Source organism: Sorangium sp. So ce426 (assembly GCF_051475585.1).
GTDB lineage: Bacteria > Myxococcota_A > Polyangia > Polyangiales > Polyangiaceae > Sorangium > Sorangium cellulosum_B.
In genome coordinates, this window is record NZ_CP150341.1 from 11,239,327 (window position 1) to 11,258,450 (window position 19,124).

Below are 19,124 nucleotides of genomic sequence, written 5' to 3' on the forward strand. Positions count from 1 at the left end.
GAACGATGAGATCCCTTCATGCCTCCGCGGCCCTCGCGCTCGCCGCGGCGAGCCAGGGCGGCTGTGTGCCCCTCGACCCGGGCAGCGACGTTGTCTTCGATCGGACGGCGCTGCACGAGATCGCGATCACCATCGACGAGGCCCACCTGGGGAAGCTCCGCACGGACCTCGACAACCGCGTCCCGTGCACCATCGTCTACGACGGCGACGTCGTCAGCGGCGCTGGCATCCGGCAGAAGGGCAACTCGGCCGTGGATCTGTCCGACAAGCCGAGCTTCAGCATCAAGTTCGACGAGTTCGATGAAGAGGTGAACCTGCACGGGCTCAAGAAGCTCCTGCTCAACAACTCCAGGCAGGACCCGAGCTTCCTTCGCGAGCAGATCGGCGAGGTCCTGCACGACCGCGCCGGCGTGCCCGCGGCGCGCACCGCGCACGCGGTGGTGAGCGTCAACGGCGTGGACGCGGGGATCTACGTCGTCACCGAGGCCATCGACAAGCGGTTCCTGCGGCTGCACTTCGGCGAGGTGAACGACGAGGGCGTGCTCTACGAGGGTCCGTGCTGCGGCGACTTCGCCGAGGACATCGACGCCGTGGAGCTCGACCGCGGCGATGACGGCGGCGGGGCAGAGCTCCGGTCGCTCGCCGCCGCCATCCAGGACGCGCCGGACGAGCAGCTCGCCGCGGAGGTGAGCAAGCGCTTCGACCTGAATCGCTTCCTCACGAGCTACGCCCTCGAGACGCTGCTCGGCCACTGGGACGGCTACGCCTACCGGGCGAACAACTACTATCTGTACGAGAACCCGGCCGACGGGCGCTTCGTGTTCATCGCCCACGGAATGGACCGCATCCTGGACGACCCGCATTTCGACACCGAGACGGAGCCCGTCGCCGTGCTCCCGCGCCGGATCCGGGAGATCCCGGCGCTCGACGAGCGGTATCGCGCCGAGCTCGCCCGTATCGTGAGCGCGGCGTGGGACGAGGGCGCCGTGCTCGCGGCCATCGATCGGGCGGAGCAGGTGCTCGGCAAGGCCGCCGCCGGCGACGCGACTCGGGGCGACCTGAGCGAGTTCAAGGCGAACGTGGGCGCCCTGCGCAGCGATCTGAAGCTGCGCCGCACGCTGGTCGATCCCGCGATCGTCTGCGGCGACGGCGACGTCGCGGGGCTCGAGACGTGCGATGACGGCAACACGGCGGCTGGCGACGGGTGCAGCGCGAGGTGCCGCGTCGAGCCTTGATGGGAGCCGGGCTCGGCCCTCAGCGCTGCAACCGCGCTGAACCAGCTCCTCGGAGCGGCCTCCGAGCGCGACAGCGCTCAAACACTGCCGCTCACCTTCGCGGTGCGGGTGCTGCCGTCGACCGATGACTCGATCGTATACAGCGCTCCATGGAAGGAGATGCTCCCATCCTCGCTCAGGCTCCCGCCGCGCAGCACGTTGGCGGCGCTCTCGTAGAGGAGAAAGGGCGCGAGGCCGACGGGCAGCTCGCTCGCGAGCGTCCAGGTGCCCTCCGCGCCGCCAGAGGCGATCACGAGGTACTGCTGAGCGCCGGACGCGTTGACGAGCACGCCGAGCGTCGAGCCGCTCCGGTCGCGGGACGTCGCGCGGAAGTTGAGGTGGGCGGCGGTGGCGAGCAAGGCGGCGGAGGTGACGGGCTTCTGGGAGGTAGACATGGCTGTGTTTGCACGACTCGGTTGCTGGCTCGGCGACAAGTTCACGGTCCCGTGTCATGCCGGAGACGGCTGCTGCCCTCGCTCCCGGCCGCCACGGTCCAGCCTCTCACGCGATCGAGCTCTTTGGCTGCCAGAAGAGCCCATGGTACTTCCGGGGAGATCCCGAGCGGTCCAGCCGCTGGAACGTCTCTCCCAGCTTGAGGTTCCGCTGGCGGTCGCGATCGAACGGACCGTGCGGGCCATCCGCCGGCTCGTACATGGCCTCGCTCCTCCCGTGCACCTGGAAGCGCCAGCAGAGCCTCTGTTCCACGCCATCCACGACCCGCGATAAACACGCTTTCATGGCGACCACTCTCCTTGCGCTCAGCCGCACGGACGCGGAAGGCACGCCGGGCGCGCGCTTCCGCATGTGCATGCAGGAGCTGCCTCGAGCGGCTCTTTACGGCCTTGCCTGTCGCTCGAGCCCAGCGGGTCCAGGCGGCATCGCTGTCGACTTCGCTGCGCGAGCGTCCAACTTCGCTGCGCAACCGTCATCATGTACCAGAGAATGCGCCGCGGCACCACGATAATACAGAGGCCGATCTCATCGATGCGGGGCTTTTTCACGATCCTGCGCTGGTGGCCGCACGAGCTCACGATGGCGCCGCGCCAGGCGAGAGGGCCCCATGCTCCAGTGGCCCTCTCGCCTGGCGCGGCGCTCGCGCGCACCGGCGCGCGGCTCGGGCGTCTCGAAGACAAAATAAACGCGGCGGGCCTTCATGACCCGCCGCGATGTTCCGACGCGACGAAGGAGCGATCAGTAACGACCGCGACCGCCGCCGCCGCCGCCTGCCTGACGCTCCTGCGCCTCGTTCACCTTGAGCGAGCGCCCATCGAGCATCGCGCCGTTGAGCTGCGAGATGGCGTTGTTCGCCGCCTGGGCCGAGCCCATCGTGACGAACGCAAACCCGCGCGGCTGGCCGGTCTCGCGATCGGTCGGCATCGAGACCTCACGGACCTCGCCGCTGCCAGCGAACGCGGCCTCGAGGGACTCGCGGGTGGTGCTGTACGAGAGATTGCCGACGTAGAGACGATTACCCATGACACGTTGCTTTCACGGCTTGCAGCTGCGCTCGTGAGCGCTCTTCGCCTGCCATTCGATGAAGCCGTCGCGGATCGAACGGGGACGTGCCGCGCGGCGAACCCGCGCAGGCACACGGTGCGTCGTCCAGTCATCCGCGCGAGCAACGATCTCCCTCGCGTGGAGGAGAGAACGCATCGTGTCGAGAGCCAGTGACGTCGTGAAGGGCCCAAGCTACTCCCTCGGGGCACCAACAGCAAGGAGTGTCTCGGCGATCTTTTCTCTTTCTTTCCGCCCGCAGCGGCAACCAGCGCGCGGTCACGTATCACGTATCACGTGATGCGCGCGGGATGCGTCCGGGGGCGCTCAACAGCGTCTGCCGGCGGGCGTGCTGGATGCGCGCCCCACGGCACCGTCAGCGGCCTCTCACGCGATCAGGGAGCCGCCGCCGACCGGGCGCTCACGTCGGCGGATGACCGCGCGGTCCCATCGCCGGGCGCGGAGCCGCCGCCGGGGTGAGGCTCCGCCGCCCCCGTGCTATGGGGCCGCCATGCCGAACCCAGCCGGCGACATCGACGTGGAGGCGCTGAACGACCGCCTCGCGCGGGAGCACCCGATCGACGACTACTACGACCGCGCCCCGCTGCCGATCCGGCTCATCGAGCGCGAGCGGCTCGCCATCATCCGCGGCATGCTGGGCGACTGCGCCGGCCTCGACCTCGCGGAGGTCGGCTCGGGCGGCGGGCACGTGCTCCGGATGTTCCCGCGGGCCCGCATCACGGCGATCGATGTCTCCGACGTCTTCCTCGACACCGCCCGCAAGAACCTCGCGGGCTACGACGCCCGCTTCCTCAAGGGCGAGGTCGACAAGCTCGACCTCCCCGCCGCGAGCTTCGATCGCATCGTCTGCACCGAGGTCCTGGAGCACACCGTGGACCCCGCCGCCGTCCTCGCGGCCATCGCGCGCCTCTTGCGCCCCGGCGGCGTGGCCGCGATCACCGTGCCGAACGACCCGCTCATCGGGCGGCTGAAGGACATCGTCCGCCGCACGCCCGTCGGCTACCTCCTGCGGGATCGCGTCCAGTGGGGCGGCGACGCCTACCATCTGCACCAGTGGACTCCCGACGAGTTCGGCCGCCTCCTCGACCGCCATTTCCGCGTGACCGAGCGCCGCGCGGCGCCGCACGGCGCGCTGCCGATCCGCGCGTGCTTCCGCTGCGTCCCCCGGTGAGCGCTCCCGCGCGCGCGGAGCGCGCGGTGCGCGCGGGCCGCCCAGCGCGCCCCTCGCCCTGCTGCGGTGTCTCCTTCAAGGCAAGATAGGCGAACACTCCATGTCCGAACCCCGAACCGAGCTTGCGCCGGAGACGCCGATCGAGCTCTCCGTCCTCGTGCCCTGCCTCAACGAGGAGCTGAACATCCCCGAGCTCACCGACCGCATCCTCGGCGTCTTCCGCGAAGGGGCGCTCACGGGCGAGCTCATCCTGGTCGACGACGGCTCGACCGACGGCACCGCCACGACGATCCGCGCGCTCATGGCCGCGCACCCGGGGCTCGTCGTGGGGTGCTTCCACCCGCAGAACCGCGGCATCACGGCGGCGTGGCGCACCGGCGCCGCCGCCGCGCGCGGCAAGCTCGTCGCCACCATCGACGCCGATCTCCAGTACCAGCCCGAGGACCTGCTGCGCCTCCGGCGCGAGCTCTACGAGCACAGCGTCGATGTCGTCCAGGGCTGGCGGAGCGCCGTCGGGCGCCGCAGGGACCGCCGGTACCACCTGAGCCGCGGGCTCAACCACCTCTTGAACACCACCTTCGGCATGTCGCTCCACGACAACAAGAGCGGCTTCGTGATGTGCGCACGGGAGGTGTTCCAGGATCTCTTGACGTACAAGGGCAGCTATTTTTACTGGCAGTCCTTCATCCTGGTGGCCGCCCACGCCAAGGGCTACTCGTACAAGGAGGTCGAGACGCTCTTCGAGCAGCGGCGGCAGGGCGTCTCCTTCCTCGATCAGGCCGCGGCGCGCGCCGTGGTCAAATCGTTCTACGACCTCGGCAAGGCCGCGTGGGAGTACCGCGTGGACCGGATCCCGCCGGACGTGGCGACTCAGTACCTCCGCCGCAACCCGGTGGTCGACCGCTCGCCGGAGCGCGACCCGCTCTCCACGGCGAAGTGGCGCGCGTACCTGGCCGCGTTCAACCACACCCACTGGATGATCACGCGCGACGTCGAGCACTACTACGAGACGCTGCGCAGGACGCAGTGGCTCACGCCGTCGCAGACCCGCGAGCTCCAGGACGAGAAGCTCAGGCGGCTGCTCCGCCACTGCTACCGCAACGTGCCCTACTACCGCGCTCGCATGCAGGAGCTCAAGCTCCGGCCCGAGGACATCCGCGGCCAGCAGGACCTCCACAAGCTGCCGTTCCTCACCAAGGCGGATATCCGGCGCCACCTGTACTTCGACATCATGTCGGAGAACCACGACAAGTCGCAGGTCCTCAAGATCACGACGAGCGGCTCCACCGGCGAGCCCTTCGTCTGCTACGCGGACCGGGCTCAGCTCGAGTTCCGCTGGGCGGCGACGCTCCGGGCGCAGGAGTGGACGGGCTACCGCTTCGGCGACCCCACGGTGCGCCTCTGGCACCAGACGATCGGCATGACGAAGTGGCAGGCCGCCCGCGAGCGCGCGGACGCCGTCCTCTCGAACCGGACGTTCATCCCGATCTTCGAGCTGTCCGACGACAACCTGGGCGAGATGATCGCGAGGATCGCCGGCGCGCGGCCGGTGCTCATGGACGGCTACGCCGAGGCGCTCGATTTCCTGGCCCATTACGTCAAGAGCACCGGAAAGGTCGCGGCCCGGCCGCGCGCGATCATGTCGAGCGCGCAGACGCTGCCGCTGCCGAGCCGCCGGCTCATCGAGGAGGCGTTCGGCTGCAAGGTCTTCGACAAGTACGGCAGCCGCGAGTTCTCGGGCATCGCGTACGAGTGCGACGCGCACGACGGCCACCACGTGGTGGCCGAGGGGTACATCGTCGAGGTCCTGCGCGACGGGCGCCCCGCCGAGCCGGGGGAGATCGGAGAGGTCGTGATCACCGATCTCAACAACTTCTGCATGCCGTTCGTCCGCTACCGCATCGGCGATCTCGCCGAGGCGATGTCCCCGTCCGCGCCGTGCCCCTGCGGCCGCGGGGCGCCGCGCGTCGGCCGCATCGAGGGGCGCGTCCAGTCCATCATTCGCGGGACGGACGGGCGGTATCTGCCCGGCACGTTCTTCGCGCATTACCTCAAGGAGTTCGATTACGCGATCAAGCGCTTCCAGGTGGTGCAGGAGGAGCGCGACGCCATCACCTTCCGCGTGGTCAAGGGCGGGCGGTTCTCGCAGCAGGTCCTGGACGAGGTGCTCGCGACGTTCCGCCGTCACCTCGGCGAGCGGATGCGCATCGACGTCGAGTTCGCCGACGACATCGCGCTCGTCCGCACGGGCAAGCACCTCGCGAGCGTCTCGCGCCTCAACGTCGATTTCCAGCGCGCCGCGCCGGCGGAGATCCTCTCGTCCGGCCTGAGCGGCCCGGGCGCTTGACCGGGGGCTCTCGATGACAGCGACGAGCCGCCGCGTGGTGACGGTCTCCCGGCCCGGCGTGAGCTACGGGGGCAGCGCGCCCTATGGCCCGCCGAGCCCTGTCTACGAGGCCGTCGAGGCGCTCTTCCGCCGGCTCGGCCTCGACGCGGCCCGCGCCGGCACGCCCGCGTGGAACCCGCTCGGCGACCTGATCGCGCCGGGGGACCGCGTCGTCGTCAAGCCGAACCTCGTCTCCTCGAAGAACCTCCACCAGAAGATCACGGGCGAGCGGCTCGCCGCCTCCAGCACGCACGGCTCGCTGCTCCGGCCCGTGCTCGACTACGCGCTCCGCGCCGCCGGCCCGCGCGGCAGCGTGCGCGTCGTCGACTCCCCGGTCGAGGGCTGCGAGATCGAGAAGGTCGCCGGCCCGCTCGGCATCTTCGACGTCATCGAGCACCTCAGGGCCCAGGGGCATGACGTCGATTTCATCGACCTGCGGTATTTCCGGATCGCGCCGGTGTTCGCGCTCGACGACGTGCGCCGCTTCGGCCGCTCCTGGAACCTCGGCCTGCTCCTCCGCCGCCGCCTGCCCGGCGATCCGCGGGGCTACCGGGTCGTCGATCTTGGATCGAGCAGCTTCTTCGCCGGCGCGGGCGCCCCGCGCGGCGCCGCGCTCCGCTTCCACCGCAGCCATTACGCGACGCCGGTGCCGCACCACGCGGGGCAACGGCACGAGTACAGCATCCCCCAGACGCTCCTCGACGCGGATGTCGTCATCAACCTCCCCAAGCTGAAGACGCACAAGAAGACGGGTATCACGCTCTCGCTGAAGAGCGTGATCGGCCTGACGAACGAGAAGTACTGGCTCCCGCACTTCACCGAGGGTGATCCATCGGTCGGCGGCGACGAGTTCGATCGGCCTCAAGGTCTCGGAGACGCGGTGGAGAACAAGCTCAGCCGGCTCCCGCTCCCCGGCGATCACTCGCTCGTCGCGCGCGCGCCGCGGCTCGGGGCGCCGCCGAAGGTCATCGATGGCAGCTGGGAGGGGAACAACACGCTCTGGCGGACCATTTTGGATCTCAACCGCATCCTGTTCTTCGCGGACCGCGGCGGCGCGCTGCGCGGGGAGCCGCAGCGGCGGTACCTGACGATCGTGGACGGCATCGTCGCGGGCGAGGGCGAAGGGCCGCTCGGGGCGACGCCCGTGCGCGCGGGGCTCCTGCTCGGCGGGTTCGATCCGGGCCTCGTCGACGCGATCGCCTCGCGGGTGATGGGCTTCGATCCGGCGCGGATACCGCTCGTGCGGGAGTCGCTGGGCGGGGTGTTGCTCCCTGGCGGTCACCTCGACGAGGTCGAGCACATCGTCGACGGGCCCGCGCCGACCCACCGGTTCAAGCCGCCGCGGAGCTGGCCGTCGCTGCTGCCGGACGCGGCGGGCGCGCCGCGCGTCACGGTCGCTCCGCCGCGGGCGCGAGCGTCCGGTGAATCGCGTCGATCGCGAACGTGACGTAGGCCTGGCCCTCGGACCGATCGAACCCCTGGTTCGAGAGGTGCTGGTGGAACGGCCGGAAGTGCAGCGCGCCGAGGAAGAGATCGGCCGCGTGCTCCGGGCGGACCGGGCGCAGGAGGCCGCGGTCGATCGCTCGCGAGAACCACGCGACCACCTCGCGCCGCGCGCGGACCGGCGGCAGGTCCTCGCGCCGCTCGGCCATGCACTCGACGTGCATGCCGGCCGAGCGGAGCACCGCGAGGCACGGCACGATGCGCTCGAGGTAGGCGGAGAGCTCCTCTGCGAGCTCGAGGAGCTGGATCCGCGCGTCACGGTCGTCCGGGCCCGCCCGCGCGCGCGCCATCCACGGCGGCTCGAACGGCGGCAGCAGCGCGGCGCGCAGGAGCTGCTCCTTGGTGCCGAAGCGTTGGAACAGCACCCCGTGCGAGACGCCGAGCCGCTCCGCGATGAGCGTCGTCGAGACGCCCGCGCCGTGCTCCAGAAAGCACGCGCGCGCCTCGTCGAGGATCTGCGCGTCGGTGATGTTACGCGGCCTTGCCATTTATAAGTATCATGATACTTACTTCGTGACGTCACAATGACTTTCAGGTGACGGTCGAGCGGACGCTGGCGGCTCGAGCGAGGCGCTGCGCGCTGCCCGAAGCGCGGGCGAGCGCCGGGGAGCGCGGGGCGCGGCGGAAGCAGCCTTTCTTGGCCGAAGGAGATGCCTGATGCTTGTTCATCGCTTGAGCCAGCTGTCCCGAGCCGACCTCGCCACGGCGGGCGGCAAGGGCGCCAACCTCGGTGAGCTGATCCAGCTCGGGCTGGCCGTGCCGCCCGGGTTCGTTGTGAGCGCTGACGCGTACGCGGAGCAGGCGCGCGCATGGGGGCTCGCCGAGCGCGTCTCGGCGCACCTCGCCGCGAGCCGCTGGGAGGCGGCGGCCTCGGAGGCGGCGGAGCTCTTCGAGCGGGGCGCGATGCTGCCCGGGCTGGAGAGCGCGGTCCGGGACGCGTACCGCGAGCTCGGCGCGCCGCCGGTCGCGGTTCGCTCCTCGGCGACGGCGGAGGACCTCGCCGACGCCTCGTTCGCGGGCCAGCACGAGACGTACCTCGACGTGGCGGGAGAGGAAGGGCTGCTCCTCGCGCTGCGGCGGTGCTGGGCGTCCCTCTGGAGCCCGAGGGCCCTCGGCTACCGGGCGGCGCGGGGCATCGATCACCTGGGGGTCAACATCGCCGTGGTGGTGCAGCGCATGGTCCCGGCCGAGTTCGCCGGCGTCCTGTTCACCGTCGATCCGGTGGCCCAGCGCGCCGACCGCATGCTCCTGGAGGTCGCCCCGGGCCTCGGCGAGGCCGTGGTGTCAGGGCACACGACCGGCGACGTGTACCGCCTGCGGCGCGCGCCGTTCGCCGGGGCCGCGGCGCCCGGCCCGGACCAGCCGAACGGCGCCGCGGACCCCGGGGCGAACGACCTCGCGATCGACGACCGCGACCGCCGGGAGGCCGGCCGTCCCGCGCCGAGCGACGCGCTGGTGCTCGATCTGGGCCGCATCGGGCTCCGCCTCGAGGCCCACTTCGGCTGCCCGCAGGACGTGGAGTTCGCCTTCGCCGGGGGCTCCATTCACCTCCTCCAGTCGCGCCCGATCACCACGCTCGGCGCGGCCGAGATCGAGCCCCTCCCTCCGCCCCCGCGGCTCAACCGCATGCAGCGGAGGATGCTCGAGGCCAACGACAACGACAGGTTCCCCGTCGCCCCCAGGCCGCTCGATCAATGGGGCTTCCGGACGACGCTCCCCGCGATCGTGCGCATGGTGCGCTTCCTGGGGCTCGACGTGGACGAGGCCGAGGAGCGCGCGTGGGTCGACCAGGTGTGGCGCCCGGTCTTCGTCCCACCGCAGGCGCGACCCACCCTGCGGTTGCTCCAGCTGCCGCAGAAGGTCGCGGCCAGCCTGCGCGACGACGCGATGGCGTGGTGGGAGGGCGACGGGTTCAAGCGGATCCAGGAGGCCTGCGCGCCGGTCGATCTCCGCGCGCTCGACGACGCCGCGCTCCTCCGCCGCGCCGACCGGATCACGGAGACGACGACCGCGGTCCTGGGCGAGCGGTTCGAGAGGAGCGCCAGCCAGCTGGCCGCGATCGCCCTCCGCGTCCCGATCGCCCTCGCCGTGGGACCGAAGCGGACAGCGACCGTCATGCGCGACCTCGTCTCGGGCCTGCGCACCCGGACGTCCGACGTGAACCTCGCGCTCTTCCACCTCGCGCGCAGCGCGGCGAGCGCCGGGCCGGAGGTCGCCGGCGCGATCCGGGAGGGGCGCCCGGAGGCCCTCCGCGGATCGGAGGCCGGCCGGGCCTACCTGGCCGAGGTCGACGCGTTCCTCGACGAGCATGGGCACCGGGAGAGCACCGGTCTGTACCTCTCGGCGCCGACGTGGCGGCAGGATCCCGCGCCGCTGTGGGGGCTCCTTCGCGGCCTGCTCGACGTCGCCGAGCCGCCGTCCGAGGAGGCCGGGCAAGCGCGTTACCGGGCGGCGCTCGAGGAGGTCACCGGCGCGCTCCGCCTCGTGCCGGGTCTGCCCGACGCGTTCCGCCGCACCCTCGAGCGGCTGCGGAGCGCGATCGTGTTCCGGGAGCGCACGCACTTCGATCTGGTGCGCTCGTTCTCCGCGCTGCAGGCGATCGTGGCCGAGATCGCGCGTCGCCTCTGCGAGCGCGGGCGCCTGCCGCGCCCCGACGACGTCTTCTACCTGACGGAAGCCGAGCTCCGGGGGTGGCTGGAGGGGCCGGCGCCGCCGCTCGACGAGGTGGAGCGGCTCGTTCGACGGCGGCGCGCGACGTACGGGGTGGTCAACGCGCGGTGGCAGAAGATGTCGTTCGGGGCGGGCGCGGCAGGCGCCTCGGGCGACGAGCTCCGCGGCATCGGGGCGTCGTCCGGGGTGGTCCGCGGCAAGGCGCGCATCGTGCGGGACGAGCGGGAGTTCGAGCGGCTGAAGGCGGGGGAGATCCTGGTCTGCCGCTACACGAACCCCGCGTGGACGCCGCTCTTCACGCTGGCCGCGGGCGTCGTGACGAACGTCGGCGGCGCGGTCTCCCACGCGGCCATCGTCGCGCGCGAGTACGGGATCCCGGCGGTGCTCGGGGCTGCCGGGGCGACCGAGCGCATCACGGATGGCCAGGAGATCCTCGTGGACGGGACGGAGGGCCGGGTGGCGCTCCTGCGCCGGGGCGACCGTCGGGACGGCGCGGGCGAGCTCGCCCGTGCCTGAGCCTCCGCCGCGCCTGCCGGTGCGGCTCCTCGCCGCCATCGCCCTCTCGACGGCGCTCGCGCCGCTCAACTCGACGATGGTCGCCGTGGCGCTGCCGGAGATGACGCGCGCGCTTCGGGTCGACTCCGGCGCGCTCCGGCAGGCGCTCGTGACGAGCTACCTGCTCACGAACATCGTCCTGCAGAGCCCCGGCGGGAAGCTCGGAGATCGCCTCGGCCACCGGCGCGCGCTCGGGCTGGGCCAGCTCCTCCTGGCGCTCGGGGCCGCGCTCGCCTACCTCTGGCCGGTGCTCCCGGTGCTCGCTGTGTCGCGCGTCGTGATGGCCGCGGGCGGCGCGATCGTGGTCCCGAGCGCGACGGCCATGCTCCGCACGGAGCTGCCGCCCGAGCTGCGCGGGCGCGCCTTCGGCGCCTTCGGGGCGGTGATGGGGCTGTCGGCGGGCACCGGACCGACGATCGGGGCGCTGCTCGTGGGGACCTTCGGGTGGACCTCGATCTTCCTCGCGAACGTCCCGGTGCTGCTCCTCTCGGCCGCGCTCGCGCACCTCGGCGCGCCGCCGCGCCCCGCGGCCGTGACGCCCGCCGCGCCGCGACCGCGGTTCGACGTCGTGGGCTCGGTGCTGCTGGGTGGGTCGCTCATCGGGCTCGTCCTTGGCCTGGAGTCCGCGCACCTCCGCTGGGCCGCGGTGCTCGGCGCGCTGGGCCTCGTGCCCTTCGTGCTCTGGGAGCGGCGCGCGGCGGACCCCGTCATCGACTTCTCCCTGTTCAGGCGGCGCGCGTTCCTCGGCGGCAGCCTGCTCATCGCGCTCCAGAACTTCGCCATGTACGCGACGATCTTCGAGCTGCCCCAGGTGGCGGGGCGGCTGTTCCACGTCGGGCCGCGCGACGTCGGCACGACGCTGCTGGCCATGATGGGGACGATGGTCGTCGTCTCGCCGCTCGCGGGGCGCGGCTCCGATCGCTTCGGGCCGCGCGCGCTGGCGCTCGCCGGCTGCTCGCTCGCCCTGGCCGGCATGCTCCTGCTCGCGGTGCGGCCGCTGGGCGCGCTCACGGACGCGATCCCCGCGCTCGTGATGCTCGGGGCCGGCCTCGGCCTGACGTCCCCGCCGGCGCAGTCCGCGGCGATGAGCGACGTCCCGCGCGAGAAGAGCGGAATGGCCGCGGGCCTCACATCGACGATGCGCTACATGGGGGGCATCGTCGGCCTCACCGTGCTCGGCCTCGTCCTCACCGACGGCCCGGCGGTCGATGTGGTGAACCGCGAGCACACGATGGCCACGTCCATCTTCAGCGCGGCGCTGCTCCTGACGATCGGCTGCGCCTTCCTCCTCCCCGGCCGCGCCGCCGCGCCGGTGGCAGCCGCGGCATCACGGTAGAGCGTTTCGCGAGGAGGCCAGTGCGGAGATGAACGGGATCTCTGGATCTCGCGCCTAGCGCACAGGTGCAGCGGCACAACCCGTCACGAATTTGCGCCAAGATGCGCCGTACTTCGCCGCGCTCCGCGCCTGTGCGCGCGAGCCGCCAGGAGGAGGAGCGCGCGCCGGTTTTTGTTTGACGCCGGCAATGTGAACGCTCACAATGTCCCAGGTATCCTTCCGCTTTGCCCTGGGTAGGCCGCCGTGCGGCGCCGGGCGCGCTTCGTCCTCGTGCACATCCACCTTGAAGGTCGGGCTCTGAGGAGCTCGCTGCCCGACTGGGCATCCCTCTGGAGACCAGCATGATCACTCCCTTCGATTTGCACCGTCAGACCCTGACTCCTTCCCGTTCCCTCCTTCGTCTCTCTGCCCTCGGCTGTGTGCTCGCCGCGCTCGCCGGTTGCGCCAGCGACACGGGGGACGACCAGCCGTCCAGTGGTGGCACGGGTGGCTCGGAGAACCCGACGACGAGCGCCAGCAGCACGACAGGCGCGGGCGCGGGCACGAGCACGAGCGCAAGCGGCACGGGTGGATCAGGCCCCGGCACGAGCACGAGCACGAGCAGCGGAAGCGACCCGGGCACGGGCGGCGACCCGACGTCCGGGGCCGGGGGGAGCGGCGGCGATCCGGGGGACGGCGGCGGCGGCGGCGCGGGCGCGGGCACGGGCGCGGGCGGCTCGCCCGTGACCTGCGACCTGCCCACCACGTTCAAGTGGAAGTCGGGGCCTCCGGTGATCAACCCCAAGTCGGCTTCCGGTCGCAACTTCGTCTCCATCAAGGACCCGACGATCGTGTTCCACGACGGCAAGTACCACGTATTTGCCACCGTGTACGACACGGCGGGCAACGGGGGGTGGAGCTCCGTGTATTTGAACTTCACCGACTTCTCTCAGGCGGCCTCCGCTCAGCAGCATCACATGGCGAACTGGCCCACCGGCGGCACGGTCGCGCCCCAGGTCTTCTTTTTCCGGCCGCACAACAAGTGGTACCTCATCTACCAGTGGAACGGCAGGTACTCGACCAACGACGACATCAGCAACGTCAACGGCTGGAGCCGGCCCCAGGCGCTGCTCAAGGGCGAGCCAGGCCAGATGGGGAACACCCTTGGCGCGCTGGATTTCTGGAACATCTGCGACGACAAGAACTGCCATCTGTTCTTCTCGCGGGACGACGGGAAGCTCTACCGCTCCAAGGTCAGCATCGATAAGTTCCCGGCTTTCGACGGTTACGAAACCGTCATGACGGCCCCCAGCTCGGGGCTCCTGTTCGAGGCCAGCAACGTCTACAAGGTGGATGGCACGAACAAGTACCTGCTCCTGGTCGAGGCGTTCGACAACAGCCCTCGCTTCTTCAGGTCGTGGACCTCCGAGAGCATCGACGGCCCCTGGGCTCCCCTGGCGGACACCAAGCAGAAGCCCTTCGCCGGCCCTGCCAACGTGACGTTCGAAGGCGGAAAGTGGAGCGACGACATCAGCCATGGTGAGATGGTCCGCTCCGGGAGCGACGAGCGAATGACCATCAACGCGTGCAACATGCAATTCCTCTACCAGGGGAGAGATCCGAACGCCGGAGGGGCTTACGAAAGATTGCCGTACAAGCTGGGTCTGATCACGCTCGAGAAGTGACGCCGCGCCCCTCCTCGATCTCTCGGGAGGGACGTTCAAGCAGGAGCGCCGATCTCCCGATCGGCGCCCCCGGCGAGCCCGGGCCGACATCGGCCAGGGTCGGCATCGGGGCAAACCATCGATGCGTCCGGGGCGCCGCGCGCGCAGGATCCGCGGCCTGAATCCAGGGGATCGCTGGACGAACGGCATTCTCCGTCTATCCTTGAGCGGTGCGCTCGGGGGAGCTCTTGGGGGGGCGCTTCCGCGTCGAAGCGCTCGCGGAGAGCGGAGGCATGGGCGCGGTCTACCGCGCCTGGGACGTCACCACCGGAAGGCGGGTCGCCGCCAAGGTGCTGCACGATCCGTCGCCGCACCACCTCGCGCGCTTCGCGCGGGAGGCCGAGCTCCTTGCCCGTCTCGCACACCCCGGGATCGTCCGGTACGTCGCCTACAGCGCCGCGCGCGAGAGCACGCCCTTCCTGGTCATGGAATGGCTGGAGGGAGAGGACCTCTCCCGGCTCCTCTCGCGCCGGCGGCTCTCGGTCGCCGAGACCGTGGAGCTCGGGGCGCGCGTCGCCGCGGCCCTGGGCGCCGCCCACGCGCTGGGGATCGTCCACCGCGATCTCAAGCCGGCCAACATCTTCCTCGTCGGCGGCCGGATCGAGGAGCCCAGGCTCCTCGATTTCGGGGTCGCCCGCCTCCCGGACATGGCGCCGATCACCGGCGCCGGGGTGCTGGTCGGCACGCCCGACTACATGGCCCCGGAGCAGGCGCGCAGCGGCGATGAGGTCGGCGCGCCCGCCGACATCTTCTCGCTCGGCTGCGTGCTCTTCCAGTGCGTCACCGGCGCGCCTCCGTTCCAGGCCGATCACCTGGTCGCCCTCCTGGCCAGGATCATCTTCGACGATCCGCCGCGCCTGTCCGAGCGCTGCCCCGGCGCGCCCCCGTGGCTCGACGCGCTCGTCTCGCAGATGCTCGAGAAGGATCCGGCGCGGCGCCCGCGCGACGGGGCCGCGGCCCACGCCGCGCTCGCGGCGCAGGAGGTCCACGGCGGGGCGATCTCGGGGCCGACGAGCTCCGCCCTCACCAGCAGCGAGCGCCGCTTCCACGGCGTCGCGGTGATCGGCCGCGCGCCGGCGTCCGCGCTGGACGCCACCCTCTCGGTCGGCGAGGTGGACGCGAACGCCGGCGCGCTCCGGGAGGTCGCCGCCCGCTTCGAGGGGCGCCTGGAGCTGCTCGCCGACGGGACGGCGGTGCTCATCGTCGGCCGCCCGCACGTGCCCACCGACGTCGCCGCGCAGCTCGCGCGCTGCGCGCTGGCGCTGCGGGAGCGCGTCCCCGATCGCCCGATCGCGATCACGGTCGGCTGGGGCGAGCTCGGGCGCGGCCTGCCGGTCGGCGACGCCATCCAGCGCGCGGCGGGGCTGCTCCGGGGCGCGGGCCGCGCGGGCGGGCCGCGGATCCTCCTCGACAGGACCACCGCCGGGCTGCTCGAGGCCCGCTTCGAGGCCGCGATCACCACGTCCGGCGCCGTCGCGCTGCGCGGCGAGCGCAGCGCCGCCGAGCCGTGGCGCCCGCTCCTCGGCAGGCCCACGCCCTGCGTCGGCCGCGATCACGAGCTCCGCCTGCTGGAGCAGACCTTCGCCGCCTGCGCCGGCGAGCCCGCCGCCCGGGCGGTGCTCGTCATCGGCGCCGCGGGCATGGGCAAGTCCCGCCTGCTCCAGGAGCACCTCGCGGCCCTCCGGCGCGCCAGCGCGCCCGCGGAGATCTGGGCGGCGCTCGGGGATCCGCTGCGCGCGGGCTCCATCGGCGGCCTGCTCGCGGAGGTGATCCGGGGCGCGGCGGGGATCCAGGGCGGCGAGCCCATCGAGGAGCGGCGCGCGCTCCTCCGGGCCCGCGTCGCCCGCCGCGCGCCCGAGGCGGAGCGCCGCCGGATCGAGGAGTTCCTCGGAGAGCTGGCCGGCGTCCGCTTCCCCGACGAGGACAGCCTCCCGCTGCGCGCCGCCCGGCAGGATCCCGAGCTGCTCGGCGAGCAGATGCAGCGCGCGCTGCGCGATTTTCTGCGCGCCGAGTGCGCGGCCCAGCCGGTGGTGCTCGCGCTGGAGGACGTGCACTGGGCCGATCGCGCCTCGGTCGCGGCCATCGACGCGGCGCTGCGCGAGCTCGCGGACCAGCCGCTCTTCGTGCTCGCCACGGCGCGCCCCGAGATCAAGCAGGCCTACCCCGATCTCTGGGGCGAGCGCGGGCGGCAGGAGATCTGGCTCAGGCAGCTCTCGCCGAAGGCGTGCGCGCAGCTCACGCGGGAGGCGCTGGGCGGCGCGGCCGACGGGGCGCTCGTCGATCGTCTCGTCACCCGGTCCGAGGGCCAGCCCTTCTTCCTCGAGGAGCTGATCCGCGCGACGGCGGAGGGCCGGGGCGAAGCGATGCCCGAGACCGTGGTGGCGATGGTGCAGGTCCGGCTGGAGGCGCTCTCGCCGCCTGCGCGCCGGATCCTGCGCGCCGCCAGCGTGCTCGGCGAGGTGTTCTGGCGAGGCGCCGTCGCGCACCTGCTCGGCGGCGACGCCGCGCCGCTCGCGGATCACCTCTCCGCGCTCGTCACCGGGGAGCTCTGCGTCCGCCGCCGCGAGGGCCGCTTCCCCGGCGAGGAGGAGTACTGCTTCCGCCAGGCGCTCCTGCGCGAGGGCGCTTATGCGCAGCTCACCGAGGACGATCGAGCGCTCGGCCACCGCCTCGCCGCCGAGTGGCTCGAGGGCGCGGGCGAGGCCGATCCGCTGGTGCTCGCGGCGCACTGCGAGCGCGGCGGCCTGACCGCCCGGGCGGCGTCGCTGCTCGTCCGAGGCGCCGAGCTCGCGGCCGCGCGCCGGGCCTACCTCGACGCCGAGGGCTGCTACGGGCGCGCCGAGGCGCTTGTCGGCGCGCTGCTCCCCGCGGCGCGCCACGCGCGGGGCCTCGCTCGCTTCCGGCTCGGGCGGCACACCGAGGCCCTCGCCGACCTCGCCGCGGCGCGCGAGGAGGCGGCCGAGGCGTCGGAGCCAGGGGCGGAGATCGAGCTCCTCCTCGATGAGGCCATGATCCTCGACTGGACGGGCGAGTACCGGGCCGCGAGCGAGCGGGTCGAGGCCGCCGAGCGCCTCGCCGACTGGGTGGACTCGCCCCTGCTCGGCGCCCGCCTGCTCCTCGGCGTGGGCCGCTCGCTCCACCGGGACGACCGCGAGGACGAGGCGGCCATGGTGCTGTCGCGCGCCGCGGAGCAAGCCGCGCGGCTCGGGGACGAGGGCTATGAGACACACATCATCGCCCGGCTGATGCTCGGCTTCATCCTGGCCAGCCTCGGCCGGGTCGACGAGGCGGCGCGGGACCTCGACGCGGTGATCCGGAGCTGCGAGGAGCGCAGCGATCTCATGCACCTCGGCGCAGCGCTGAACAACCGCGGGCTCGTGCGGGCCCTCCAGGGCGACCGCGCCGGGATGATCGCCGATTGCGAGCGCACCATCGCGCTCGGGCGCGACCTCGGCCAGCCCGCGTTCGAGCTCGTCGGCCGCTTCAACCTCGCCGAGTACCTGTACCTGATGGACGATCTCGAGGCCGCGGCGCCCCATGCGCACGCCGTCCAGGCGATGGGGCCGCGCTGCGACGATCACCACGCGCCGATCGCCGTGGCGCTCCTGACCGCGCGCCTGCGCCTCTACCAGGGCGACGAGGCGGGCGCTCGCGGGATCGCCCTGCGGCTGCGCGCGGCGCAGGAGGAAGCCGGCGGCGACGCGCTGAAGCCCTCGGAGGACGTGCTCTGCTCGATGATCGAGCTCGCGACGCGCGACGACGACCGCGCCGCGTGGGCCGCGCTCGAGGAGCGCTCCGCGCGCTGCTCGGTAGGACAGGAGCGGATCGAGGTGCTCGAGGCGCGGGCCCTCGCCGCCTTCCGTCGCGGCCGCTACGTCGATGCCCGGCTGCAGATCGAGCGCGCCCTCGCGGCCGCCTCCACCACGCCGACCGTCATGGGCAGTCGCCTCCGTCGCTGGCACGCGGAGCTGACGGCGCTGTCAGCATCGAACGCCCCGGACACCCACCCTCGTCGCCGCTGAATCACCTTGCACGGGCGTGATAATGCGAAAATATAGAATAATGAACCCATAGTCAACCTATGGGCGAAGTTGGTGAGCCCGCGCTCGCGCGCCGCGCGCAGGGAGCCGCCGGGTATGCGCCAGAAATGGGGGGGGAACCCATGTCGCTCAAGGAGACATTCATCGTGCTTGTCTGGGCTGGGGTGCTGTCGGGCTGCGCCGCGGAGGTGGGGGACACCGAGGCGCTGGATGAGCTCGTGGGGGAATCCCGGGGAGCCCTTCTGGGTGGCAATGCGCTCAGCGCGAACGCCCTGAACCTCAATGCCTTGAACCTCAACGCATTGAACCTCAACGCCCTGAACCTCAACGGCCTCAGCGCGCAAAACCTCGCCGCGATCCGTGATCCCGGCCCGAGCGGGGCGCTGGCGCGCGAGTTCATGCGGTATGCGACGAGCTGCGCCCTGAGCAGCACGGCGTCGTTCGACTTCTCGTGGACGGACTCCGGCGGCACCGTCCACAACGAGCGCTACCCCGGGCTGCTCGGCGCCGCGCCGACCTGGGCGACCGGGCCGCTCGACGAGCTCGGGCAGCGCATGGTCTCCAGCTGCGTGGCGGCGCGCGTGAATTACTATCGCATACCGGTCCTCCTCTCCGCCCGCTCGCTGCGGGCTCCGCTGAAGACGCTCTCCTCCAGCCAGGAGCTCATCGATTATCCGGACGTCGAGGGGGCCTTCTGGGGCAACCTGTTCGCGGCGCAGCCCTACCTCAACGCTTGCTACAACAGCGCGACGGTCGACAACTCGCGCACCTACCAGCGCGACTGCGCCGCGGGCCACCTGCTGTCCGACGGCCAGCTCGTGGGGTGCGGGGTGATCCGCAGGGTCGGACCCTGCAGCCAGGTCTGCCAGGCCCTCAACGGGGCCGGCCAGTACTACCCGTCCTGTGTCGACCGCCCCGGCCAGAGCACGGCGACCATCAAGGAGGTGATCACCACCGCCTTGCCCTGACCG

The 19,124-nt window shown here is 72.0% G+C and carries 13 protein-coding genes; 9 read left to right on the forward strand and 4 right to left on the reverse strand.

Annotation, left to right across the window (positions count from 1 at the left end; genetic code table 11):
• The first annotated feature begins 5 nt into the window (after nucleotides 1-5).
• Nucleotides 6-1,235, forward strand: coding sequence for a CotH kinase family protein (locus tag WMF44_RS42140; protein ID WP_437295700.1), 1,230 nt, complete (start codon nucleotides 6-8; stop codon nucleotides 1,233-1,235).
• Nucleotides 1,236-1,312: 77 nt separating this feature from the next.
• On the opposite strand, the gene WMF44_RS42145 is transcribed toward WMF44_RS42140, so the two are convergent.
• The 3 genes from WMF44_RS42145 to WMF44_RS42155 all read right to left on the reverse strand — a co-directional run bounded on the left by WMF44_RS42145 (nucleotide 1,313) and on the right by WMF44_RS42155 (nucleotide 2,750).
• Nucleotides 1,313-1,669 (reverse strand): hypothetical protein, encoded by a 357-nt coding sequence (locus WMF44_RS42145; protein WP_437295701.1) that lies wholly within the window; start codon nucleotides 1,667-1,669, stop codon nucleotides 1,313-1,315.
• Nucleotides 1,670-1,775: 106 nt separating this feature from the next.
• On the reverse strand, nucleotides 1,776-2,012 hold the full coding sequence (locus tag WMF44_RS42150; RefSeq protein ID WP_437295702.1) for a hypothetical protein: 237 nt from the start codon (nucleotides 2,010-2,012) through the stop codon (nucleotides 1,776-1,778).
• A gap of 453 nt (nucleotides 2,013-2,465) precedes the next feature.
• Nucleotides 2,466-2,750, reverse strand: coding sequence for an RNA recognition motif domain-containing protein (locus WMF44_RS42155; protein WP_437295703.1), 285 nt, complete (start codon nucleotides 2,748-2,750; stop codon nucleotides 2,466-2,468).
• A gap of 529 nt (nucleotides 2,751-3,279) precedes the next feature.
• Here WMF44_RS42155 and WMF44_RS42160 point away from each other — a divergent pair.
• The 3 genes from WMF44_RS42160 (at nucleotide 3,280) to WMF44_RS42170 (ending at nucleotide 7,793) form a co-directional block, all read left to right on the forward strand.
• Nucleotides 3,280-3,960: a methyltransferase domain-containing protein gene (locus WMF44_RS42160; protein ID WP_437295704.1), complete on the forward strand. Its 681-nt coding sequence runs from the start codon at nucleotides 3,280-3,282 to the stop codon at nucleotides 3,958-3,960.
• 100 nt (nucleotides 3,961-4,060) lie between these two features.
• Nucleotides 4,061-6,307, forward strand: coding sequence for a glycosyltransferase (locus tag WMF44_RS42165; protein ID WP_437295705.1), 2,247 nt, complete (start codon nucleotides 4,061-4,063; stop codon nucleotides 6,305-6,307).
• Nucleotides 6,308-6,320: 13 nt separating this feature from the next.
• The gene (locus tag WMF44_RS42170; protein WP_437295706.1) at nucleotides 6,321-7,793 is read left to right on the forward strand and encodes a DUF362 domain-containing protein; all 1,473 of its coding nucleotides are present in this window, start codon (nucleotides 6,321-6,323) and stop codon (nucleotides 7,791-7,793) included.
• On the opposite strand, the gene WMF44_RS42175 is transcribed toward WMF44_RS42170, so the two are convergent.
• Entirely contained in the window at nucleotides 7,735-8,337 is a 603-nt protein-coding gene (locus tag WMF44_RS42175; RefSeq protein WP_437295707.1) for a TetR/AcrR family transcriptional regulator, read from the reverse strand. The genes WMF44_RS42170 and WMF44_RS42175 overlap by 59 nt on opposite strands.
• Before the next feature lie 169 nt (nucleotides 8,338-8,506).
• On the opposite strand from WMF44_RS42175, the gene WMF44_RS42180 reads away from it, so the two are divergent.
• From WMF44_RS42180 to WMF44_RS42200, 5 genes are all read left to right on the forward strand, one after another.
• Complete coding sequence (locus WMF44_RS42180) at nucleotides 8,507-11,035, forward strand: PEP/pyruvate-binding domain-containing protein (RefSeq protein ID WP_437295708.1); 2,529 nt, start codon at nucleotides 8,507-8,509, stop codon at nucleotides 11,033-11,035.
• Entirely contained in the window at nucleotides 11,028-12,410 is a 1,383-nt protein-coding gene (locus WMF44_RS42185; RefSeq protein WP_437295709.1) for an MFS transporter, read from the forward strand. The genes WMF44_RS42180 and WMF44_RS42185 overlap by 8 nt, the downstream gene beginning before the upstream one ends.
• A 341-nt stretch (nucleotides 12,411-12,751) precedes the next feature.
• Nucleotides 12,752-14,074, forward strand: a complete 1,323-nt coding sequence (locus WMF44_RS42190; RefSeq protein ID WP_437295710.1) for a non-reducing end alpha-L-arabinofuranosidase family hydrolase — start codon at nucleotides 12,752-12,754, stop codon at nucleotides 14,072-14,074.
• A gap of 209 nt (nucleotides 14,075-14,283) precedes the next feature.
• On the forward strand, nucleotides 14,284-18,135 hold the full coding sequence (locus WMF44_RS42195; protein WP_437295711.1) for a serine/threonine-protein kinase: 3,852 nt from the start codon (nucleotides 14,284-14,286) through the stop codon (nucleotides 18,133-18,135).
• A 164-nt stretch (nucleotides 18,136-18,299) separates the two neighbouring features.
• The gene (locus tag WMF44_RS42200; protein ID WP_437295712.1) at nucleotides 18,300-19,121 is read left to right on the forward strand and encodes a hypothetical protein; all 822 of its coding nucleotides are present in this window, start codon (nucleotides 18,300-18,302) and stop codon (nucleotides 19,119-19,121) included.
• Nucleotides 19,122-19,124 lie beyond the last annotated feature (3 nt).

What these genes read in the sequence shown, in the direction of transcription:
- WMF44_RS42170 (WP_437295706.1), top strand. Translation starts at nt 6,321, where the DNA reads ATGACAGCGACGAGCCGCCGCGTGGTGACGGTCTCCCGGCCCGGCGTG.
- WMF44_RS42180 (WP_437295708.1), top strand. Translation starts at nt 8,507, where the DNA reads ATGCTTGTTCATCGCTTGAGCCAGCTGTCCCGAGCCGACCTCGCCACG.
- WMF44_RS42155 (WP_437295703.1), bottom strand. Translation starts at nt 2,750, where the DNA reads ATGGGTAATCGTCTCTACGTCGGCAATCTCTCGTACAGCACCACCCGC.
- WMF44_RS42160 (WP_437295704.1), top strand. Translation starts at nt 3,280, where the DNA reads ATGCCGAACCCAGCCGGCGACATCGACGTGGAGGCGCTGAACGACCGC.
- WMF44_RS42140 (WP_437295700.1), top strand. Translation starts at nt 6, where the DNA reads ATGAGATCCCTTCATGCCTCCGCGGCCCTCGCGCTCGCCGCGGCGAGC.
- WMF44_RS42145 (WP_437295701.1), bottom strand. Translation starts at nt 1,669, where the DNA reads ATGTCTACCTCCCAGAAGCCCGTCACCTCCGCCGCCTTGCTCGCCACC.
- WMF44_RS42150 (WP_437295702.1), bottom strand. Translation starts at nt 2,012, where the DNA reads ATGAAAGCGTGTTTATCGCGGGTCGTGGATGGCGTGGAACAGAGGCTC.
- WMF44_RS42190 (WP_437295710.1), top strand. Translation starts at nt 12,752, where the DNA reads ATGATCACTCCCTTCGATTTGCACCGTCAGACCCTGACTCCTTCCCGT.
- WMF44_RS42165 (WP_437295705.1), top strand. Translation starts at nt 4,061, where the DNA reads ATGTCCGAACCCCGAACCGAGCTTGCGCCGGAGACGCCGATCGAGCTC.
- WMF44_RS42175 (WP_437295707.1), bottom strand. Translation starts at nt 8,337, where the DNA reads ATGGCAAGGCCGCGTAACATCACCGACGCGCAGATCCTCGACGAGGCG.